General features: G+C 69.4%; 14 protein-coding genes and 1 pseudogene. 12 read left to right on the top strand and 3 right to left on the bottom strand.

Annotated elements, in window-relative coordinates; all coding sequences use genetic code 11:
- The first annotated feature begins 531 nt into the window (after nucleotides 1-531).
- A complete protein-coding gene (gene epsZ, locus VF697_RS00735) occupies nucleotides 532-1,878 on the top strand; it encodes an exopolysaccharide biosynthesis polyisoprenyl-phosphate hexose-1-phosphate transferase EpsZ (protein ID WP_414641219.1) in 1,347 nt (448 codons plus the stop codon).
- Nucleotides 1,879-1,907: 29 nt separating this feature from the next.
- On the opposite strand, the gene VF697_RS00730 is transcribed toward epsZ, so the two are convergent.
- The 3 genes and pseudogenes from VF697_RS00730 to VF697_RS43440 form a co-directional block, all read right to left on the bottom strand.
- Nucleotides 1,908-2,630 (bottom strand): double-CXXCG motif protein, encoded by a 723-nt coding sequence (locus VF697_RS00730; RefSeq protein WP_331091224.1) that lies wholly within the window; start codon nucleotides 2,628-2,630, stop codon nucleotides 1,908-1,910.
- Between the two features lie 7 nt (nucleotides 2,631-2,637).
- Nucleotides 2,638-3,126, bottom strand: coding sequence for a TIGR02269 family lipoprotein (locus VF697_RS00725; protein WP_331091222.1), 489 nt, complete (start codon nucleotides 3,124-3,126; stop codon nucleotides 2,638-2,640).
- Nucleotides 3,127-3,155: 29 nt separating this feature from the next.
- A pseudogene (locus tag VF697_RS43440) lies at nucleotides 3,156-3,350 on the bottom strand (DUF2380 domain-containing protein); the annotation flags it as partial.
- Between the two features lie 250 nt (nucleotides 3,351-3,600).
- Between VF697_RS43440 and VF697_RS00720 the strand changes: the two are divergent.
- From VF697_RS00720 to VF697_RS00670, 11 genes are all read left to right on the top strand, one after another.
- The gene (locus VF697_RS00720; protein WP_331091220.1) at nucleotides 3,601-5,121 is read left to right on the top strand and encodes a flippase; all 1,521 of its coding nucleotides are present in this window, start codon (nucleotides 3,601-3,603) and stop codon (nucleotides 5,119-5,121) included.
- Nucleotides 5,122-5,129: 8 nt separating this feature from the next.
- Nucleotides 5,130-5,756, top strand: coding sequence for an exopolysaccharide export protein EpsY (gene epsY, locus VF697_RS00715; RefSeq protein ID WP_331091218.1), 627 nt, complete (start codon nucleotides 5,130-5,132; stop codon nucleotides 5,754-5,756).
- 3 nt (nucleotides 5,757-5,759) lie between these two features.
- Nucleotides 5,760-6,971 carry a hypothetical protein gene (locus VF697_RS00710; protein WP_331091216.1) on the top strand — a complete coding sequence of 404 codons (1,212 nt, stop codon included), beginning with the start codon at nucleotides 5,760-5,762 and terminating at the stop codon, nucleotides 6,969-6,971.
- Nucleotides 6,972-6,983: 12 nt separating this feature from the next.
- On the top strand, nucleotides 6,984-7,157 hold the full coding sequence (locus VF697_RS00705) for a hypothetical protein (protein ID WP_331091214.1): 174 nt from the start codon (nucleotides 6,984-6,986) through the stop codon (nucleotides 7,155-7,157).
- 20 nt (nucleotides 7,158-7,177) lie between these two features.
- The gene (locus VF697_RS00700) at nucleotides 7,178-7,573 is read left to right on the top strand and encodes a response regulator (RefSeq protein WP_331091213.1); all 396 of its coding nucleotides are present in this window, start codon (nucleotides 7,178-7,180) and stop codon (nucleotides 7,571-7,573) included.
- 3 nt (nucleotides 7,574-7,576) lie between these two features.
- A complete protein-coding gene (locus VF697_RS00695) occupies nucleotides 7,577-9,076 on the top strand; it encodes a chain-length determining protein (protein ID WP_331091211.1) in 1,500 nt (499 codons plus the stop codon).
- Between the two features lie 45 nt (nucleotides 9,077-9,121).
- Nucleotides 9,122-10,309, top strand: a complete 1,188-nt coding sequence (gene epsU, locus VF697_RS00690; protein WP_331091226.1) for an exopolysaccharide biosynthesis GT2 family glycosyltransferase EpsU — start codon at nucleotides 9,122-9,124, stop codon at nucleotides 10,307-10,309.
- A 26-nt stretch (nucleotides 10,310-10,335) separates the two neighbouring features.
- Entirely contained in the window at nucleotides 10,336-11,853 is a 1,518-nt protein-coding gene (gene wzy / locus VF697_RS00685; protein ID WP_331091209.1) for an exopolysaccharide repeat unit polymerase, read from the top strand.
- 129 nt (nucleotides 11,854-11,982) lie between these two features.
- Nucleotides 11,983-12,654 (top strand): hypothetical protein, encoded by a 672-nt coding sequence (locus tag VF697_RS00680; protein ID WP_331091207.1) that lies wholly within the window; start codon nucleotides 11,983-11,985, stop codon nucleotides 12,652-12,654.
- Nucleotides 12,651-14,249: an exopolysaccharide biosynthesis glycosyltransferase EpsD gene (gene epsD / locus VF697_RS00675; protein WP_331091205.1), complete on the top strand. Its 1,599-nt coding sequence runs from the start codon at nucleotides 12,651-12,653 to the stop codon at nucleotides 14,247-14,249. Before VF697_RS00680 ends, epsD begins: the two co-directional genes overlap by 4 nt.
- On the top strand, nucleotides 14,249-16,987 hold the full coding sequence (locus VF697_RS00670; protein WP_331091203.1) for a glycoside hydrolase family 44 protein: 2,739 nt from the start codon (nucleotides 14,249-14,251) through the stop codon (nucleotides 16,985-16,987). Before epsD ends, VF697_RS00670 begins: the two co-directional genes overlap by 1 nt.
- Nucleotides 16,988-17,140: the final 153 nt, after the last annotated feature.

Raw genomic sequence — 17,140 nt, 5'->3', positions numbered from 1 at the left:
GAGGCCATGGCGATGACTCCTGCGGAGGACCCATTACGTCCCATCCGCGCCATGCATGCGCCGTGCCCCTACAGTGGCGACACGCATGCGCTCCGACCCACGGGGCGCGAAAGTGTCATGCAACGATTACATCCGGATGGGAATACTACAGGGCAGATTGACGGCTCCCGGGCCCTCCTTCTACCCTGCGCGCCACAGAAAACAGGGGGATGCGTCCTCTTAACAGTTGCCCATCCCCGGCTTCTGGCCGGCATCGCGGTCCCCTATCATTGCGGGGTCGTCGGATGTCGAATTCCCGGAGCGTCTCGATTGCGACCCGCAGCCCAAGTTGACGTGACATCCAGCCAGCCCACCCCCACCACCTCGCAGGCCAGTTCGGACACCCAACCCAATGGGGTGGTTTCGACGGAGGCCCCGGTGGTGGCGTCGAGCACGCCGGCCCCCGCGGACAAGCCGCTCTCGGTGCTCGCCGCGCCGACCGCCGAGACCCCGCCCTCGCGCTTCGCCCCGGGCTTCGCCGCCAAGCTGAACATGGCGGTGGACCTGGTGCTGGTGGTGGCGGCGCTGCTCATCTCCACGACGATGATGGGGCACGACCTGCACCTGGAGCGCACCGATGTCTGGGTGCTGCTGGGGGTGGGCATCGTCGCGTGGCTGTTCGTGGGCACGGCGCTGTGCCTCTACGACGCGCGCTTCGCGGACCGCGAGCGGCTGGATGACCTGGCGCTGCTGTCCATCCAGGTGATGGTCGTCACGGTGGTGCTCTTCCTCACCCGGCTGGTGATGGGCACCGAGTCGTGGATCGTCGCGCTGAGCATGTTCCCGCCACTGCTGTGGCCCTCGGTGGTGCTGCTGCGCATGTACCTCTTCCGACGGCTGTCGGTGCAGGAGCAGCCGCTGGACGAGGTGCTCATCGTCGGCGTGGGAGCGATGGGCCGGCTCACGGGCGAGGATCTCGACTCCAAGCACCGCCGGCGGGTGATCGGCTACCTGAGCTTCAACAACGAGGCGGCCTCGTCCACGCCGCCCGCGCCGGTGCTGGGGACGGTGAAGGACCTGGAGCACATCCTGTGCACGGTGCCGGTGGACGAGGTGTACATCGCCGGCAACATGCTGAAGCACTCGGCGGAGATGCAGGCCGTCGTGAAGCTGTGCGAGAACTTCGGGATTCCCTTCGCGCTGCCGGCCTACCACTTCCGGTTCGATCGGGCGCGGCCCATCGACGACCACGCGGTCTCGGATGGGTACCTGCACTTCCTGACGCACGCGTTCCGGCCGCACCAGATGGCGCTCAAGCGGCTGTTCGACATCTGCAGCTCGGCGGCGGCGCTGGCGGCGCTCTCGCCGCTGCTGGTGGGCGTGGCGCTGGCGGTGAAGTTCACCAGCCGCGGGCCCATCTTCTTCAAGCAGAAGCGCGTGGGCCTGCACGGCAAGCCGTTCCACATGCTCAAGTTCCGCTCCATGGTCGTCAACGCCGAGGAGCTCAAGGCGAAGCTGGAGGCCATGAACGAGCAGACGGGCCCCGTCTTCAAGATGAAGAACGACCCGCGCATCACCGGCATCGGCCGCTTCATCCGTAAGTACTCCATCGACGAGCTGCCCCAGCTCATCAACGTGCTGCGCGGCGAGATGAGCGTGGTGGGGCCGCGGCCGCCCATCCCGAGCGAGGTGGAGAAGTACGCCGCCTGGCAGCGGCGCCGGCTGTCGGTGCGCCCGGGCCTCACCTGCATCTGGCAGGTCTCCGGCCGCAATCAGATCTCGTTCGAGGAGTGGATGTACCTGGACATGCAGTACATCGACCACTGGAGCCTCAAGAACGACATCAACCTCATCCTCAAGACGGTGCCGGTGGTGCTCACGGGCAGCGGCGCGAGCTAGAGAGGCAGGGGGGCCCCGCTTCGCGGGGCTCAGCGCACCGGCAACTCCTGGAGGGAGAACTCCTCGAAGCCGAGCCGGCGCAGGGTGTCCGCGAAGCGCTCGCTGATGACGATGAAGCTGGTGCAGTTACGCAGCCGGAACACATCCAGGTGCTCCGGCAGCGAGGCCCGGTCGAGCAGCGGCTCCTTCAGCAGGGACAAGCGATAGCCACCGCACGTCTTGCACGGGGCGGCCATGCCCGGTGGCATGCTGTCCGGATGGAGCAGGCCGATCAGCTCCGGCTCCACCTCCATCAACTCCGGGGCGTTCCTCTGCCGGAAGCGCAGCCCGGTACGGTGCCCCTTCAGTCCTCGAAGGCCCTCCGCCTGGAGCTGCCCCAGCGCGTCGCGGCGGATGATGATCCTGTCGCCGTACAGCATGTCGAGCTGTGCGAAGTTGCCTCGGGCCGTGCCCACGAGGGGGCCGAATCCGGAGCCGGGTGCCAGGGGCGCTCCCTCCGGAACCCGGGGCCGCACCAACTCCCGCAGGCGCATGAACTTCTCGACGTCCTCCTCCAGCCAGGCCTCTTCGAGCTGCTTCGCCTCCGGTACGCCCGATAAATCCACGCCCGGGTAGGCCTCCGACTTATCGACATAGGGAACATCGCAGGTGGGGCATTGCAACCCGGGCAGGCCCCACCTGCGCCTGGCGGTGTACTCGCCCGAGTAACGCGAGGTCCCATATGGGATGGAATCCAGCAGGTAGAACCTCATTTGTTCCTCAGAACTCGATGGGGGGCGGCAGCCGCGCCTTGCCATAATACGGCTGCAGAGGCGCCATCAGACCGAAGCGTACGCACAGCTCCCAGGCGTGCTTCCAGATGTCCTCCTTCGTCGCATCCTTGTTTTTCGGGTTCCGAATGAACTGCCGCCACGCCGCGTTCCATGGGCCCCCCTTCTCCCCGCGATGGATGCTTTTGTGCAGGGCTGTTTCGATGAACATCGTCCATTGATGGATGTCGATGCCCTTGCCCTTGAACCACTCCAGGAACTCCTGCGGGAAGATGTGGTGCTTCTCGTGAGGCCGGTTCAGCTTCGCGTTGGCCTCGTCGATGAGCCGCTGCTGGCTGGGTAGCAGGTGGCGGTGGCGGTGGTTGTGCCACGGGATGATGAAGACGGCGCCCTGCTCCTCCGGCAGTGCCAGCGGCCGTCCCCAGTACCGCATGGGCGAGCCCGGCCGGTCACGCTCACCGCGCTCGGGTTCGCCCACGTCTTCACCACGCCGCCGGGCGCCGCGTCCGAGCCGACCCGCTCGGCCACCGCCTCCGCCACGTCCTCGCAGCGCAGGAACCCGCACACCTCCTCGTCACACAGGAGCGCGAGGCACGTGGCCGTCTCCTCCCTCTCCGCCTCCTCGCGCAGCGACGGTCCCGAGGCCGCGCACCCGGCCAGCAGCAACCCGAGCACCACTCCCCAGCGTCTCACCTCGTGCATGGCGCCTCTCCTCGGACGGAAGGGACCCGCCCCTCGCCTGCTCGGCTCCCAGGGAAACGGGACCCTTCAGGTCCTGGGGCCCCCCACCGACTCGGGAAGCCAGCTCGGCCACTCTACAGACATGTAGCCGTGTATTTGACGGGGGGGCCCCTCTGTCGTTCACTGCGCGCAGCCTTCACTGTCGAGGTACCGAGTCATCGAAACGCCCCAGACGAGCGCGGCGGCCGAACCGCGGGCCCAGCCCGCCCCGGTGGACGCCCACACCTCCCTGCGCAACGCCGTCAAATTGGGCGGGTCGCTGCTGGTGACGTATGGCATCTCGCTCGTCCTGCAGATGCTGGTGCCGCGCATCCTCGGCCCGACGAGCTTCGGCCAGTACAACTGGGCCAACGGCTTCTCCGGCGCCTTCTTCGTCCTCAGCGCCATGGGCCTGGACGTCTACATCCGCAAGGAAGTGGCCCTCCGTCCCGATCACGCCAGCGAGTTCTTCGGCGGCACGCTGCTGCTGCAGGTGGGACTCGCGCTGGGGCTGATGGGCGGCATGCTGTGGGTGATGCGCAGCAGTGGCGAGCCGCCCGAGGTGCAGGCCCTGGCGCTGCTGCTGGGCGTCTACCAGTTCTTCTTCCGCCTCAACGCCATCCTCGCCGCGGTGCTGCACGCCCGCGAGAAGGTGGACGGCCTGTCGGTGGCCCACGTCCTCATGAAGTGCATCTGGGGCGGCGGGCTCGTGCTGGTGCTGCTGCTCGGCGCCCCACTGCCGTGGATGGCCGCGCCCTTCATCGGCGCCGAGATCGTCAAGGCCGTGTTCCTCTTCCGCCTCACGCGCCAGCACGCCGGGCTGAGGATGCGGCTGGACGTGCGCTCCACCGTCACCGCGCTGCTGGCCGCCCTGCCCTTCTTCATCAACGAGGCGGCGCTGGCCACCAATGGCCGCGTGGACGTCAGCATCCTCGGCATGGTCGCCAACAAGACCGAGGTGGGCTACTACGGCGCCGTCTGGGGCATCGCCGGCATGACGATGCTGCTCTCGCCCATCCTCAGCTGGGTGCTGCTGCCGATGATGTCGCGCGCGGCGGCGAGCTCCCCCGAGGAGTTCACCCGCATCCTCCGCCGGGGGCTGGAGGGCATCGTCTCCGTGTCCATCCCCGTGACGCTCGCGCTCGCGCTGGGCGCGGAGACGTGGGTGCAGCTCATGATTGGCAAGGCCTACCTGCCGGCCGCGCCCGTGCTGCGGCTGCTCGCGCCCATCTTCGTGCTCACCTACGTGGCCACCGTGTGCGGCAGCTGGCTCATGGCCGCCAACCGCCCCTGGACGGTGACGCGCACCTCCATCATGGCCGCGGTGCTCAGCCCGGTGCTCAACCTGGTGCTCATCCCGCTGTGCCTCAAGCGGCTGGGCCCGGCGGGCGGCGCGAGCGCCACCGCCATCTCGCTGGCCACCTGCGAGGTCATCGTCACCATCGTCCTCGTCGCCGCCATCGGCCAGCGCGCCTGGGATGCGCGGGCCCTGTCCGTGCTGGGCAAGACGCTCGGGGTGTGCGCCGCCGTCACCGCCGTCCACCTGGTGCTGGGCCGGCTGGGGCTGGACTCGCGCGACCTCGTGCGCGGCCTGGCCCGCCTGGTGGTGGACGGCCTCGTCTACGTGTCCCTCATCCTCCTCACCGGCGCGGTGCGCAAGGACGAGGTGCTCGCGCTGGTGCACAAGGTGCGCAACCGCCGCAAGCCCCAGGACTCCACCGAGCCGCCTTCCGCCGAGGCCCGCGCCGCATGAAGCCTTCCATGAGCCGACCCTCCCTTCGCTCCCTCTCGCCACGCCGCTGGCCGCTGCTGGCCTCGCTCCTCCTGCTGTCCGCCTGCTACCAGCCGGGCCGCTTCATCTGGGTGGACGACTACCGCGAGCCCCAGACGACGCAGGACGAGAGCTACCTCATCCGCAAGGGCGACGTCATCAGCGTCAACGTGTGGAACCAGCGGGACATCTCCACCCGCCTGCGCGTGCGTGAGGACGGCCGCATCAGCCTGCCGCTCCTCAACGACGTGGACGCCGCCGGGCAGACGCCGGCCGCGCTCGCGCGCCTGGTGGAGCAGAAGCTCAAGGACATGGTGGCCAACCCCGTCGTCACCATCATCGTGGACGAGGCCCAGCCCATCCGGGTGTCGGTGCTCGGCGAGGTGCGCAACCCGGGCCGCAAGCTGCTCGAGGCCAACTCCGGGCTGCTGCAGGCGCTCTCGGAGGCGGGCGGCTTCAGTGACTACGCGCGCGAGGACGGCGTCTACGTGCTGCGCAGGGAGCCCGGCTACCCGACGCCCATCCGCATCCGCTTCTCCTACCCCTCCCTCACCCGCAACGAGGGCAACGCCTCCACCTTCCGCCTGAAGACGGGCGACGTGGTGGTGGTGGAATAACCCATGGCGCTGCCCGCCCTGGCCCTCGGCTTGCTGCTGGTGGCCGCCGCCCCAGACATCAAGTACAAGGCCTCGGCGCGCGTCGAGTCCATCGTCCGCACGCCGCTGCTCACCGAGCTGGCCAACAGCCCCGTGGTGACGGACGTCCTGGCCGCCCCGCGCCTGGAGGGCTTCCTCAACACCCACCTGCTGGACGTCAAGCTCATCTACGAGCCGCAGTTCCTCATCCGCCAGACCACCACGCGGCCCACGCTGGAGATCCTCCAGTCCGTCTACACGACCGGCACGTACAAGATCCGGCGCGACCTCTCGCTGCTCGCCGTCCACACCACCACCTACGGCACCTTCCCCTTCGACACCAACGGCGGCGGGGGCACCGGCAGCCTCCCCGTGCTCCCGGGGGCGAAGGTCAGCAGCGCCTACATCTACACGGAGACGGCGGCGGGTTTCTGGACGTCGTTGGGCATCAAACGGATGGCCATCGCCGGCACGCTCGGCTGGGTCGTCAACGGCCTGTTGGACCCGCCCGTGCGCCCGGCCCGGCGCGGCAACGCGGCCTACCCCCAGCAGCGCTACCCCGAGCTGCGCGTCCAGTCCTTCTACGGCGCTACCCGCCGCGACTACCTCATCGTCTCGCTCTACGGCCGCGACGTCTCCTTCTCCACCGGCAACCGCGACTCCCTCCTGCAGCTCGCCCCCGGCCTGCAGCACTTCTTCAACCCGCTGGTCGACCTGACGGTCGAGCCGGGGCTCGCGTTCGGCCGGGAGTACCCGCGCCGGCCCGACCGGCCCGTCGAGAACGTGCTGGTGCCCACGCTGGAGACCCGTCTGCAAGCGCCGGTGCCGCTGGGCAACCACTGGCCGGTGAGGGCCACGGTGCGCATGCGCTACCTGCCGTACATGGATCCCCTGACCGCCCAGCTCGTCGAGCGCGGCGATGTGGGGGTGGATCTGGTGTGGAAGGGTCGGCGCGAGGCCAAGGTGACGGGCAAGCTGCGCTACGCCCGGACCCTCACCCCAGGCATCCATTCGGGAGATGCCGAGTTCAAGACGGAATTCGAGGGCCTCTATCCACTACCGCTCTCTCGCTACCTCTACGTGCAGGGAAAAGGGCAGCTCACCTGGACGGATCACGTCGTCATATCCAGCGTGCCCGTCGTCCAGTGGTACACAAGCGTTGGATTGGTAGTCCGGTATGACCGTGGTAGGCTTTAGGCGCACCAGGCCATGAAGAAGTTCCTCCTGATGTCGGTGCTGTACGCCATCATCGTGTTGCCGTGCCTGGCCGCGCGGGAGCGCAACGCGGTGCGCGGCGTAAAACGGGCGGTGGCGATGGTGGTGGCGTACAACTTCCTCTATGCCTTCCTCGTCCTGGTGGTCTGGACGTCGATGGAAGACTGAGCAAAGGCCCGAGAGACTTTATGCAGCAGCAAGGAACCGTCCTCGTCGTGGAGGACTCCCCCATGTTCCGCAGGATGCTGGGCGACATGCTGCAGGAGCTGGGCTTCACCCGCGTCCTGGAGGCCTTCAGCGGGCGCGCGGCCATCGAGCAGCTCACCGAGGGGCGCCCGGACCTGGTCTGCCTGGATCTGACGCTGCCGGACATCTCCGGCTTCGAGGTGTGCGAGCACATCCGCGCCTCGCCCACGCACAAGCACGTGCCGGTGTTGATGATCTCCGCGCGCACGCTGTCGCTGGACCGCGCGCAGGCGGAGGAGGCCGGAGCCAGCGGCTACCTCATCAAGCCCTTCACCCCCGAGGAGTTCCGCCAGCAGGTGGAGCGGGTGATGGCCACGGGGAACAGGAAGGAGGCGTAGGGGATGGGTACGTCACCACACGACGAGCTGCCCGAGGTGGAGAAGGCGCAGGCCCAGCTCATCGACTGGGAGGCGCTCAAGGACTACCTCAGCTACGTGAAGAACGCGGTGCTGCGCCACAAGCTGCTGGCGCTCGCCACCTTCCTGGTGGTGGCCTCGCTGGGGCTGGCGCTCGCCAAGTTCCTGCCGCGCAGCTACTACTCGCAGGCCACGCTGCTGCCCAAGCGCAGCTCCACCATCGCCGCGCTGGTCAACCCGGACCGCATCGCCGCGTTGGACCCGGACCCGCCCAACCCCCTGCGCCCGCCGGGCGAGGTGGACTCGGTGACGCGCACGGCCGCCCAGGCGGTGATGCGGCGCGAGAACCTCGTGGCCCTCATCAAGCGGGTGAACCTGCTGGACCGCTGGGAGGCCACGCGCGCCCCGCTGCTGCGCCTCAAGGACACGGTGATGCACGTCATCTCCGCGCGCCCCACCGAGGACATCAAGCTGGATGCCATGGTGGGCATGCTGGAGAAGCAGCTCAGCGTGGACACCGAGGATGGCAAGGTCACCCTCAGCGTCGTCTGGCCGGACCCGCAGCTCGCCTACGAGCTGGTGGATGCCGCGCAGCAGAGCTTCCTCGAGGCGCGCCAGCGCGAGGACCTCGCCAGCATCTCCGACGCGATGGAGATCCTCGAGATCCACGAGAAGCAGGCCACCGAGAACGTCAAGCTGGCCTACACGCACTTCGAGAAGGTCTTCGAGCAGATCATGCTCGAGCGCCGGCGCGCGGTGGGTGACCCGCGCGTGGGGGGCTTCAACTCGGACCACCACCTGGCCGGGCTGCGCTTCCTCATCCGCGCCAAGCGGCGCGCCATCTCGGACTCCGAGGAGCAGCACAACCGGCGCCTGGAGCAGCTCAACGCGGAGCTGGTGGCGCAGCGCAAGCTGTACGGGGAGAGCCACCCCAACATCGTGGAGCTGCAGCAGAAGATCACCGGGCTGCGCGCCCAGGGCTCGCCCAACACGCGGGTACTGCAGACCGAGGAGAAGCAGCTCAACTCGGAGTACGAGCGCTTCGGTGGCCAGTCCGTGCCCTTCCCCGACGAGCCGATGCCGGACCCGTACGGGCTGGAGCGCGTGCTCATGGGCATCCTCCCGGCGGTGTCGGAGAACCCCAAGGCGGCGGTGGCGGTGGACGAGCTGCGCGTGCGCCTCGTCGTCCAGCAGCAGATGCGCAAGCGCATCGAGGCGGCGAAGCTCGAGCGCGACATCACCCAGGCTTCCTTCAAGTACCGCTACACCCTGCTCACCCCCGCCGAGTTCCCCCGCACGCCGGTGAAGCCCAACGCGAAGGTGATCGCCATCGGCGGCATCCTCGCGGGCCTGCTGCTGGGCGTCTTCGCGGCCATCGCCCGCGACGTGCTCAGCGGCCGGCTGCTGCAGCCCTGGCAGGTGAAGCGCAACCTGGGGCTGCCCGTGCTCGCCGAGATGGAGCAGCTGGAGACTGGTTCCCAATAGCGCGAGCCCCCCCTCGCGCCCCACCCGAAGTCCCCCCAAGCCGTGATGCTCGATCTGCTGCTCGTCCTCCTGGCCCTGCCGGTGCTCCTCGCCTCGGGCTATCTCCTGCTGCTCACGCTCCTGTCGGGACAAAAGGAGGCGCCTCCCCAGGTGCCTCCGCGGCTGAAGTTCGACGTCATCATCCCGGCGCACAACGAGGAAGCGGGCATCGCGCGCACCGTGGCCAACCTGTCCGCGGTGGACTACCCGCCGACACTGCGGCGCATCATCGTCGTGGCGGACAACTGCTCGGACGCCACGGCGCAGCGCGCGCGCGAGGCCGGCGCCACGGTGCTGGAGCGGCAGAACAAGGAGCTGCGGGGCAAGGGCTACGCCCTGCAGCTCGCCTTCGACACGAGCCTGAAGGACGGCTTCGCCGACGCGGTGGTGGTGGTGGACGCCGACACCGAGGTGACGCCCAACCTGCTGCACGCCTACGGGCTGCGGCTGGAGGCGGGCGCGCAGGCGGTGCAGGCGCACTACGGCGTGCTCAACCCGCATGCCTCGTGGCGCACGAAGCTGATGGCCGTCGCCCTGGCGCTCTTCCACAAGGTGCGCTCCATGGGCCGCGAGCGGCTGGGGGTCTCGTGCGGCCTGCGCGGCAACGGCATGTGCTTCACCCACGCCATCATCCGCCAGGTGCCCCACGAGGCCTTCTCCATCGTGGAGGACCTGGAGTACGGCATCCGCCTGGGCAAGGCCGGCCAGCGCGTGCACTACGCCTGGGAGGCCGAGGCGCTGGGCGAGATGGTGACGAGCGAGAAGGCCGCGCGCTCGCAGCGCCGCCGCTGGGACGGTGGGCGCATGGCGATGACGCGCAAGTTCGGCCTGCCGCTGCTCGCCGAGGGCCTGCGCAAGGGCGACAAGGTGCTGGTGGACCTGGCGGTGGACCTGCTGGTGCCGCCGCTGAGCTGGGTGGTGCTGGGGGCGGGCGCGGTGACGGTGGCCTCGGGCGTGCTGTCGCTGTGGCAGGGGCACGTGGCGCTGTCCGCGTACGCGGCGGCGGCGAGCGTGCTGGCACTGGTGCTCTACGTGCTGCGTGGCTGGTGGGTGTCCGGCATGGGCCTGGAGGGACTGCTGGCCCTGGGGCGGGCGCCCTTCTACGTGGCCTGGAAGGTGTGGCTGATGCTCAGCCGCCCCGAGGAGAAGAAGGGCGAGTGGGTGCGCACGGCACGCGAGGGCCAGAAGCCCTGACGGCCGGGTGACGGCCGCGCACGACGATGGAAGCCTTCCTCTCTCGCACGCCCGTCTTCATGGCGTTGCTGGTCCTGCTGGGGCTGGCGACACTGGGGCTGCTCGTCGTCGCCCCGGCCATCGCGCCGGTGCCGGTGGTGGGTGCCGCCTTCCTGTGGTGGGTGTGCCGCCAGCCCCTGCGCACGCTGACGCTGGCGCTCTTCGCCCTGGCCGTCACGGTGGACCTCGTCCCCGAGGTTCCCTACGAGGGCCACTGGCAGTCGCCGCTGTACTTCCCCGGCAAGCTGCTCTTCACCATGCCCGGCATGTCCCTGCCCCTGCTGGACATCGCCATGCTCGGGCTGCTCGGGTTGATGGCCTACCGGCGCGCCACCGGCATCAAGCTGGACCCGCTCCCGACTCCGCTGGCCAAGCCGCTGGTCGTCACGCTGCTGGTGCTGGTGGCCACCATCGTCTGGCTTCAGGTGTGGGGCATCAACATCAACGGCGGCGTGTCGCGCGTGGCCCGAGCGCAGTTCCACCAGATGCTGGTGCTGCCGGTGATGGTGATGCTCTTCAACGCCGCGCTGCGCGGGCCCGAGGACTTCCGCACCATCGGGCGCATCATCCTCGGGGGCTGCTTCACCAAGGCCCTGCTGGGCGCCTGGTTCATCGTCGCCATCGCGCGCCCCCGGGGCCTGTACCACGAGTACGCCACCACGCACTCGGACTCGGTGCTGTACGTCACCGGGTTGGGCGTCGCCATCTACTCGTACTTCGAGGAGCCCAAGCGCAAGAACTTCTGGCGCATGGTCGGGGTGTGCGCCGTCATCCTCATGGGGATGCACTACAACGACCGGCGCCTGGCGTACGTCAGCTTCACCCTGGGCCTCATCTGCGCGTACGTCGTCAGCCCCTGGAGCTGGGTGAAGCGCTACCTCTCCCGGGCCGGGATGCTGCTGCTGCCCTTCTTCCCCCTCTACCTCACGGTGGGCTGGCAGAACCCCACGGGCATCTTCGGCATCGTCGGCATCTTCAAGTCCCTGGTGGAGGGCGAGAACCTCGCCAAGGGGCAGCTGGACTACCGCGACATCGAGAACATCAACGTCGTCCACACCTGGGAGCGCAGCCCCCTCTTCGGCACGGGCTGGGGGCACCCCTTCATCGAGCTCATCGAGCTGCCCGACATCTCCCACGCCTTCGCCGACTATCTCTACTTTCCCCACAACTCGGTGCTGGGCATGCTCAGCGCGGGCGGAGTCGTGGGGTTCAGCGGGTTGTGGATGTGGATACCGGTGGGCATCTTCCTCGCCGCCCGCGCCTATCACCGCGCCCATGAGCCGGAGTACCGAGCGGGTGGATTGGTGGCGCTGTCGGTGTTTGTGGCCTATATCAACCAGTGCTTCGGCGACATGGGCAACATCAGCTGGCTGGCCACGCTGCTGGTGGCGATGGCGCTCACCTGCGCCAGCAAGCTGGCCATCTACACGCGGGCCTGGCCCACCGCGCAGCCGCTCCGAGACGAAGTCTCAAACCCTGGGAATTCAGGGGGCGAATTCGCGTAATTCAGTAGGAAATCAGGTATGCTACCGCACCGAAAAGCCAAGAGGCCACGAAAATACGACACAGAGGCCCCCCAATCGGCCTCTTCGGTGCTGTCAAACGGCGCGCAACGCGCTACCATGGGGGGGCCCATGTTCGAGCCTCATGACAAGAAGACCAAGGGTGGCTCGCGCGGCGGTGGCCAGAAGCCCCCCGAGCAGCGGCGCGTGGTGCAGCCGCTGTCGGTGGTGCGTGGCAACCGCGCGCTCGCCGCGCCTGCGTCTCCTCCGTCTGGAACCGCCTCCGCTGGGGACGGGACGTCCGAGGTCATCGAGCAGCCGCCGCAGCCGCAGCCGCAGGCCCCACAGCCGCCCGTCAGCACCGTGCCCTCCAGCACGCTGCTGCACCTGTGGGCCATGCTCAACCAGCGCCACGCGTGGTCGTCCCTGGTGGTGGTGCCCTCGCATGGGGGCGGCTCCGGTCTGCAGACGGCGCACGCCATCCTCGAGGTGGGCAACCGGCAGGGCACCACGCCCATCCACTTCCTGGATGCCGAGGGCCTGGAGTTGGGCAGCGCGCAGCACGTGGTGAGCGAGATGCTGGCGTATGTGGAGCAGGGGGACCGGGTGGTGGTCCTCATCGACTCCGTCGTCTCCAACCCCGTGGGGCTGGAGGTCGCGCTGGCCGCCGAGCGTGCACTCCTGTGCGTGACGCTCGGGGACTCGGACTACTCGTCTGCTCGCCGTACGCTCGACCTGATTGGGAAGGAGCGCTTCGTGGGAAGCGTTACGCTCCAGCCTACGTCTGGAGCCTCGAAGAAATGAGCAGTGCAGCCTCCGGCGCCCCTGGCGCCGCCCTCCCTCGGCCCGTGTCCCGGCCGAGGCTGAGTGTCGTCGTCGCCAACTACAACCGGCTCGATCTCGTGCAGCGCCTGCTCGGCCAGTTCGCCCGGCAGACGCTCCCCCCGTCCGACTTCGAAGTGGTGGTGGTGGATGACGGCTCGAAGGAGCCCGCCGCGCCCCACCTGGAGAAGCTGACGCTCCCCTACAGCCTCCGCGTGGAGACGCAGGCCAACGCCGGTGCGGCGGCCGCGCGTCACCGCGGCGTGCTCGCGGCGCGCGGCGACGTGGTGCTCATCACCGACGACGACATGCAGGTGGCCGAGGACTTCCTCGCCCGCCATCTCGCACGTCACCCGCGGGGCTCGCGCAACGTCGTCATCGGCAGCATCCGCCCGGACCCGGCCATCTCGGACATGCCGCTCTTCGAGCGGTGGTACGCGTGGCTCAACAACCGCATCGCCGCCAGCATGAGCGGCCCCAAGCGGCGCGCCCACGGCTGGCAGCTCTTCACCGGCAACGTCTCGTTCCGCCGCGAGGACTACGTGGCCGCCGGCGGCTTCGACAAGAGCCTCGGCCAGTCCGAGGACATCGAGCTGGGCGTGCGCCTGGAGAAGGCCGGCTGCCGCTTCGAGTTCTGCACCGAGGCGTATGTCCTCCACGGCTCGGATCACACCAGCTTCGAGAAGTGGCTGAAGCGGGCCCACCGCTACGGCATCTTCGACTCGCGCGTGGCGGGCAAGCACCCGGACGTGCCCCAGGTGGACCCCTGGCGCTTCCTCTTCGAGATGAATCCGCTGGCCCGGCCGCTGCTCGCCGCCGCGGTGGTGGCGCCCGAGGCCACCCGCCCCGTCACCCAGGCCGTCATGGGCGTGGCGCGGCTCGCCGACAAGGCGGGGCTGAGCAAGGTGGCCTTCATGGGCACCTCGGTGACGTACGCCATGGAGTACCTGCGCGGGGCTCGCACCGAAGCGGGCTCGCTGCCCCAGGCGGCCCGGCGCGCGGCCCGCTTCGCCCTCACCGGCGGCAAGCCCGGCCAGGTGCTGCGGCTCGCCCGGGCCCTCAAGGAGGACGCGCTCCAGGTGGCACGCTCCGAGTACGGCGGCACGGGCGTGAAGGCCGTGGCCTCCATGGTGCTCACCTCGGACGGCTACCGCGTGCTGGCGCTGCAGCGGCTGCGCGAGGCGGCGCGCGGGCTGGGCATTCCGCTCGGCAACCACGCGCTGCGCGTGGCGCAGACGGCGGTGCTGGGCGTGGAGATTGGCAAGGACGTCGAGCTGGGCAGCGGCGTCTACTTCGTCCACAGCCTGGGCACCGTGGTGGGCGGCGACGCGAAGGTGGGCCACCGCGTGCGCTTCTACGGCAACAACACCGTGGGCACCGCCAAGGACGACGGCTACCCCGTCATCGAGGATGACGTGTGGGTGGGCGCTGGCGCCCGCATCCTGGGCCCCATCACCATCGGCGCCCGCTCGCGCATCGGCGCCAACGCGGTGGTGCTCAAGGACGTGCCCCCGGACAGCGTGGCGGTGGGCATCCCCGCGCGCATCGTCCCCCGCAAGGACGTGGACGGCGAGTGATGCGCCGCTCCGGCACCCGCGGCGCACCGCGCTGGACACACGGCAGGAGGGCCCGCGCGGCCCTGCTGCTCGTCGTGGCCGCGTGCGCGCCCCTGGCCGGCGCGTGCAAGCGCTCCACCGCGGAGGCCGCCACCGCGCAGGCCTCGGGCAGCGGCGTCTATGACATCCCCGCGCTCACCGAGGTGGCCTTCGCCGGCACCCTCCAGGCCGGCTGGAAGGACGAGGGCTGGGCCGCGCGCGACCTGAAGAATCCCGGCCCCGCGAAGCTGCGCCTGGCCAACCTCGGCGGGTGGATGCTGTCCAAGCCCGGCATCCAGGGGGAGTTCGGCGGGCTCGCGCTGCGCTACCGCGCCCCCTCCAGCTTCGGCGACTTCCTCGAGGTGCGGCTGGACTCCGAGGGCGAGACGCTCTTCCCGCGCGTGCGCGTGGACGCGAGCCACGTGGCGCGCCGCGACGGCGAGTGGACGCAGCTCTTCATCCCCTTCGAGCAGCTCAACCCGGAGAAGGTGCCCTTCACCCGCATCGTCCTGCGCGCCCACAAGAAGGTGGGCACCGACTGGGTGGAGGTGGACCAGTGGGGCCTCACCGCTCCCGGTGGCATGACGCCCGTCGAGGGCACCGCCGTGGCGCAGCAGTCCCAGCAGGAGACGGCCAGCGCCCCCAAGGCCATCGTCGAGCCCGTGGAGCTGGCCTACGACAACGGCCTGCAGCCGGGCTGGGCGGACCTCGGCTGGTCCGAGCGCGAGCTGAAGGGGCCCGCTCCGGCGAAGCTGCGCCTGGCCAACAAGGGCGGCTGGGTGCTGCACAAGAAGGGCCTGCCGGTGGAGTACGGCGGGCTGACGCTGCGCTACCGCGCGCCGTCGGGCTTCGGGGACTTCCTCGAGGTGCGGCTGGACTCCGAGGGCGAGACGCTCTTCCCCCGCATCCAGCTGTCGGACACGTACGTCACCACGCACGAGGGCGAGTGGACGCAGGTGTTCGTCCCCATGGCGGAGCTCAACCCGGAGAAGCACGCCTTCACGCAGCTCGTCCTGCGCGCCCACAAGACGGTGGGCACCGACTGGGTGGAGCTCAACCAGGTGGGCTTCGCCAACGTCGTCACGCCCACCGTGGCGCAGGCCCCGAAGACGGCCTCCGAGGTGGGCGGCGGCCGCGTGGCCTTCGGTGACGCCAAGGGCGCCAAGGTGGTGGTGGACTGCACCGCGCCCGGCCACCGCATCAGCCCGCTCATCTACGGCATCGCCTTCAGCAACCTGCGCGAGCTCAAGGACACCCACCAGTGGGAGCTCGGCGCCACCGCGCGCCGCTGGGGCGGCAACCCCACCTCCCGCTACAACTGGAAGCTGGGCAACGCCTGGAGCACGGCCAACGACTACTTCTTCCGCAACGTCGTCCTCGGCACCAGCCCCCAGTACACCTACGAGAGCTTCCTCCAGGCCAACCTCCAGCACGGGCTCCAGTCCGCCCTCACCGTGCCCATCCTCGGCTGGGTGGCCAAGGACACGAGCGCCGTCGCCTTCCCCAAGTCCCTCTTCGGCCCTCAGCAGAAGATGGATCCGGACGTGCCCGAGGCCGGCAATGGCATCGCTCCCTCGGGCGAGGCGCTCTCCCCTCCTCCGCCCACGCAGACGAGCGTCGAGGCCCCGCCTCCCTTCATCCACGAGTGGGTGCGCACCATCCGCGAGAAGGACAAGTCGCGCGGGCGCAGCGTGCACCAGTACATCCTCGACAACGAGCCGATGCTCTGGAACACCACGCACCGCGACGTGCACCCGGAGCCCGCCACCTACGACGAGCTGCTCGAGCGCACCATCGCCTACGGCACCGCCGTGCGGCAGGCGGATCCCGACGCCGTCATCGCCGGCCCCGCGGAGTGGGGGTGGACGAACTACTACAACTCGGCGGCGGACGTGGCCCCGGGCGGCAACAAGAAGGACCGCAAGGCGCACGGCAACATGCCGCTGCTCGCCTGGTACCTCAAGAAGCTCGCCGAGCACGAGAAGCAGACGGGCACCCGCATCCTCGACGTGGTGGACGTCCACTTCTATCCGCAGGGCAAGGACATGGGCTTCGAGGAGTCGGGCGGCACCGATCCCGCCACCGCCGCGCTGCGCATCCGCTCCACCCGCGCGCTGTGGGACCCGAAGTACAAGGACGAGTCGTGGATCGAGGAGCCCGTCGAGCTGATTCCCCGGCTCAAGCGGTGGATCGCCGAGAACTACCCCGGCCGGGGCATCTCCATCGGCGAGTACAACTTCGGCGCCACCCGGCACATGAGCGGCGGCCTCGCGCAGGCCGAGGCCCTGGGGCGCTTCGCCCAGCAGAACATCACCTCGGCCTTCCACTTCACCTACCCGCCCTTCCGCAGCCCCACCTTCTGGGCCTTCCGCGCCTTCCGCAACTTCGACGGCAAGGGCGGGCGCTTCCAGGACAACTACGTCCCCACGAAGTTCGACAAGGCCTCGGACGCCGAGGGCATGTCCCTGTTCGCCTCGCGCAGCGACGACGGCAAGCACGTGGTGGCCGTCGCGCTCAACCTCCAGCCGGACCAGGCGCGCAATGCCCAGGTGGAGCTGCGCGGCTGCGGCAAGGTGACGAGTGCCCGGGTGCTCGCCTACTCGGGGGAGCCCTCGGGCTTCTCCGAGCGCAAGTCCTTCTTCCAGTCCGGCAACGACATGCAGGTGCTGCTCGCGCCCTGGTCCATGACGGTGCTGGACCTCACGCTCGCCCGGGACTGAGCGCCCACACCGCGGCGACGGGCCCTCCCGCGGCCCGCCGCCACGTGACGCGGACGCCTACTTCTTCAGGTCGCGCTCGCCCAGGTTCGTGGCACCCACCCAGCGCATGCGGTTGAAGCCATCGAGGTTCTTGTTGGCGACGACCTGGAAGCA

Origin of the sequence: Archangium sp., assembly GCF_036388035.1 — a bacterium.
Lineage (GTDB): Bacteria > Myxococcota > Myxococcia > Myxococcales > Myxococcaceae > Archangium.
The sequence above is the reverse complement of the archived record's forward strand: the minus strand, read 5'-3'. Positions and strand labels throughout refer to the sequence as shown.

Excerpts from the sequence above, each read along its gene's own strand:
- VF697_RS00730 (WP_331091224.1), bottom strand. The coding sequence starts at position 2,630 with ATGAGGTTCTACCTGCTGGATTCCATCCCATATGGGACCTCGCGTTAC.
- VF697_RS00700 (WP_331091213.1), top strand. The coding sequence starts at position 7,178 with ATGCAGCAGCAAGGAACCGTCCTCGTCGTGGAGGACTCCCCCATGTTC.
- epsZ (WP_414641219.1), top strand. The coding sequence starts at position 532 with ATGGCGGTGGACCTGGTGCTGGTGGTGGCGGCGCTGCTCATCTCCACG.
- epsU (WP_331091226.1), top strand. The coding sequence starts at position 9,122 with ATGCTCGATCTGCTGCTCGTCCTCCTGGCCCTGCCGGTGCTCCTCGCC.
- VF697_RS00695 (WP_331091211.1), top strand. The coding sequence starts at position 7,577 with ATGGGTACGTCACCACACGACGAGCTGCCCGAGGTGGAGAAGGCGCAG.
- wzy (WP_331091209.1), top strand. The coding sequence starts at position 10,336 with ATGGAAGCCTTCCTCTCTCGCACGCCCGTCTTCATGGCGTTGCTGGTC.
- VF697_RS00670 (WP_331091203.1), top strand. The coding sequence starts at position 14,249 with ATGCGCCGCTCCGGCACCCGCGGCGCACCGCGCTGGACACACGGCAGG.
- epsD (WP_331091205.1), top strand. The coding sequence starts at position 12,651 with ATGAGCAGTGCAGCCTCCGGCGCCCCTGGCGCCGCCCTCCCTCGGCCC.
- VF697_RS00710 (WP_331091216.1), top strand. The coding sequence starts at position 5,760 with ATGGCGCTGCCCGCCCTGGCCCTCGGCTTGCTGCTGGTGGCCGCCGCC.
- VF697_RS00705 (WP_331091214.1), top strand. The coding sequence starts at position 6,984 with ATGAAGAAGTTCCTCCTGATGTCGGTGCTGTACGCCATCATCGTGTTG.
- epsY (WP_331091218.1), top strand. The coding sequence starts at position 5,130 with ATGAGCCGACCCTCCCTTCGCTCCCTCTCGCCACGCCGCTGGCCGCTG.
- VF697_RS00680 (WP_331091207.1), top strand. The coding sequence starts at position 11,983 with ATGTTCGAGCCTCATGACAAGAAGACCAAGGGTGGCTCGCGCGGCGGT.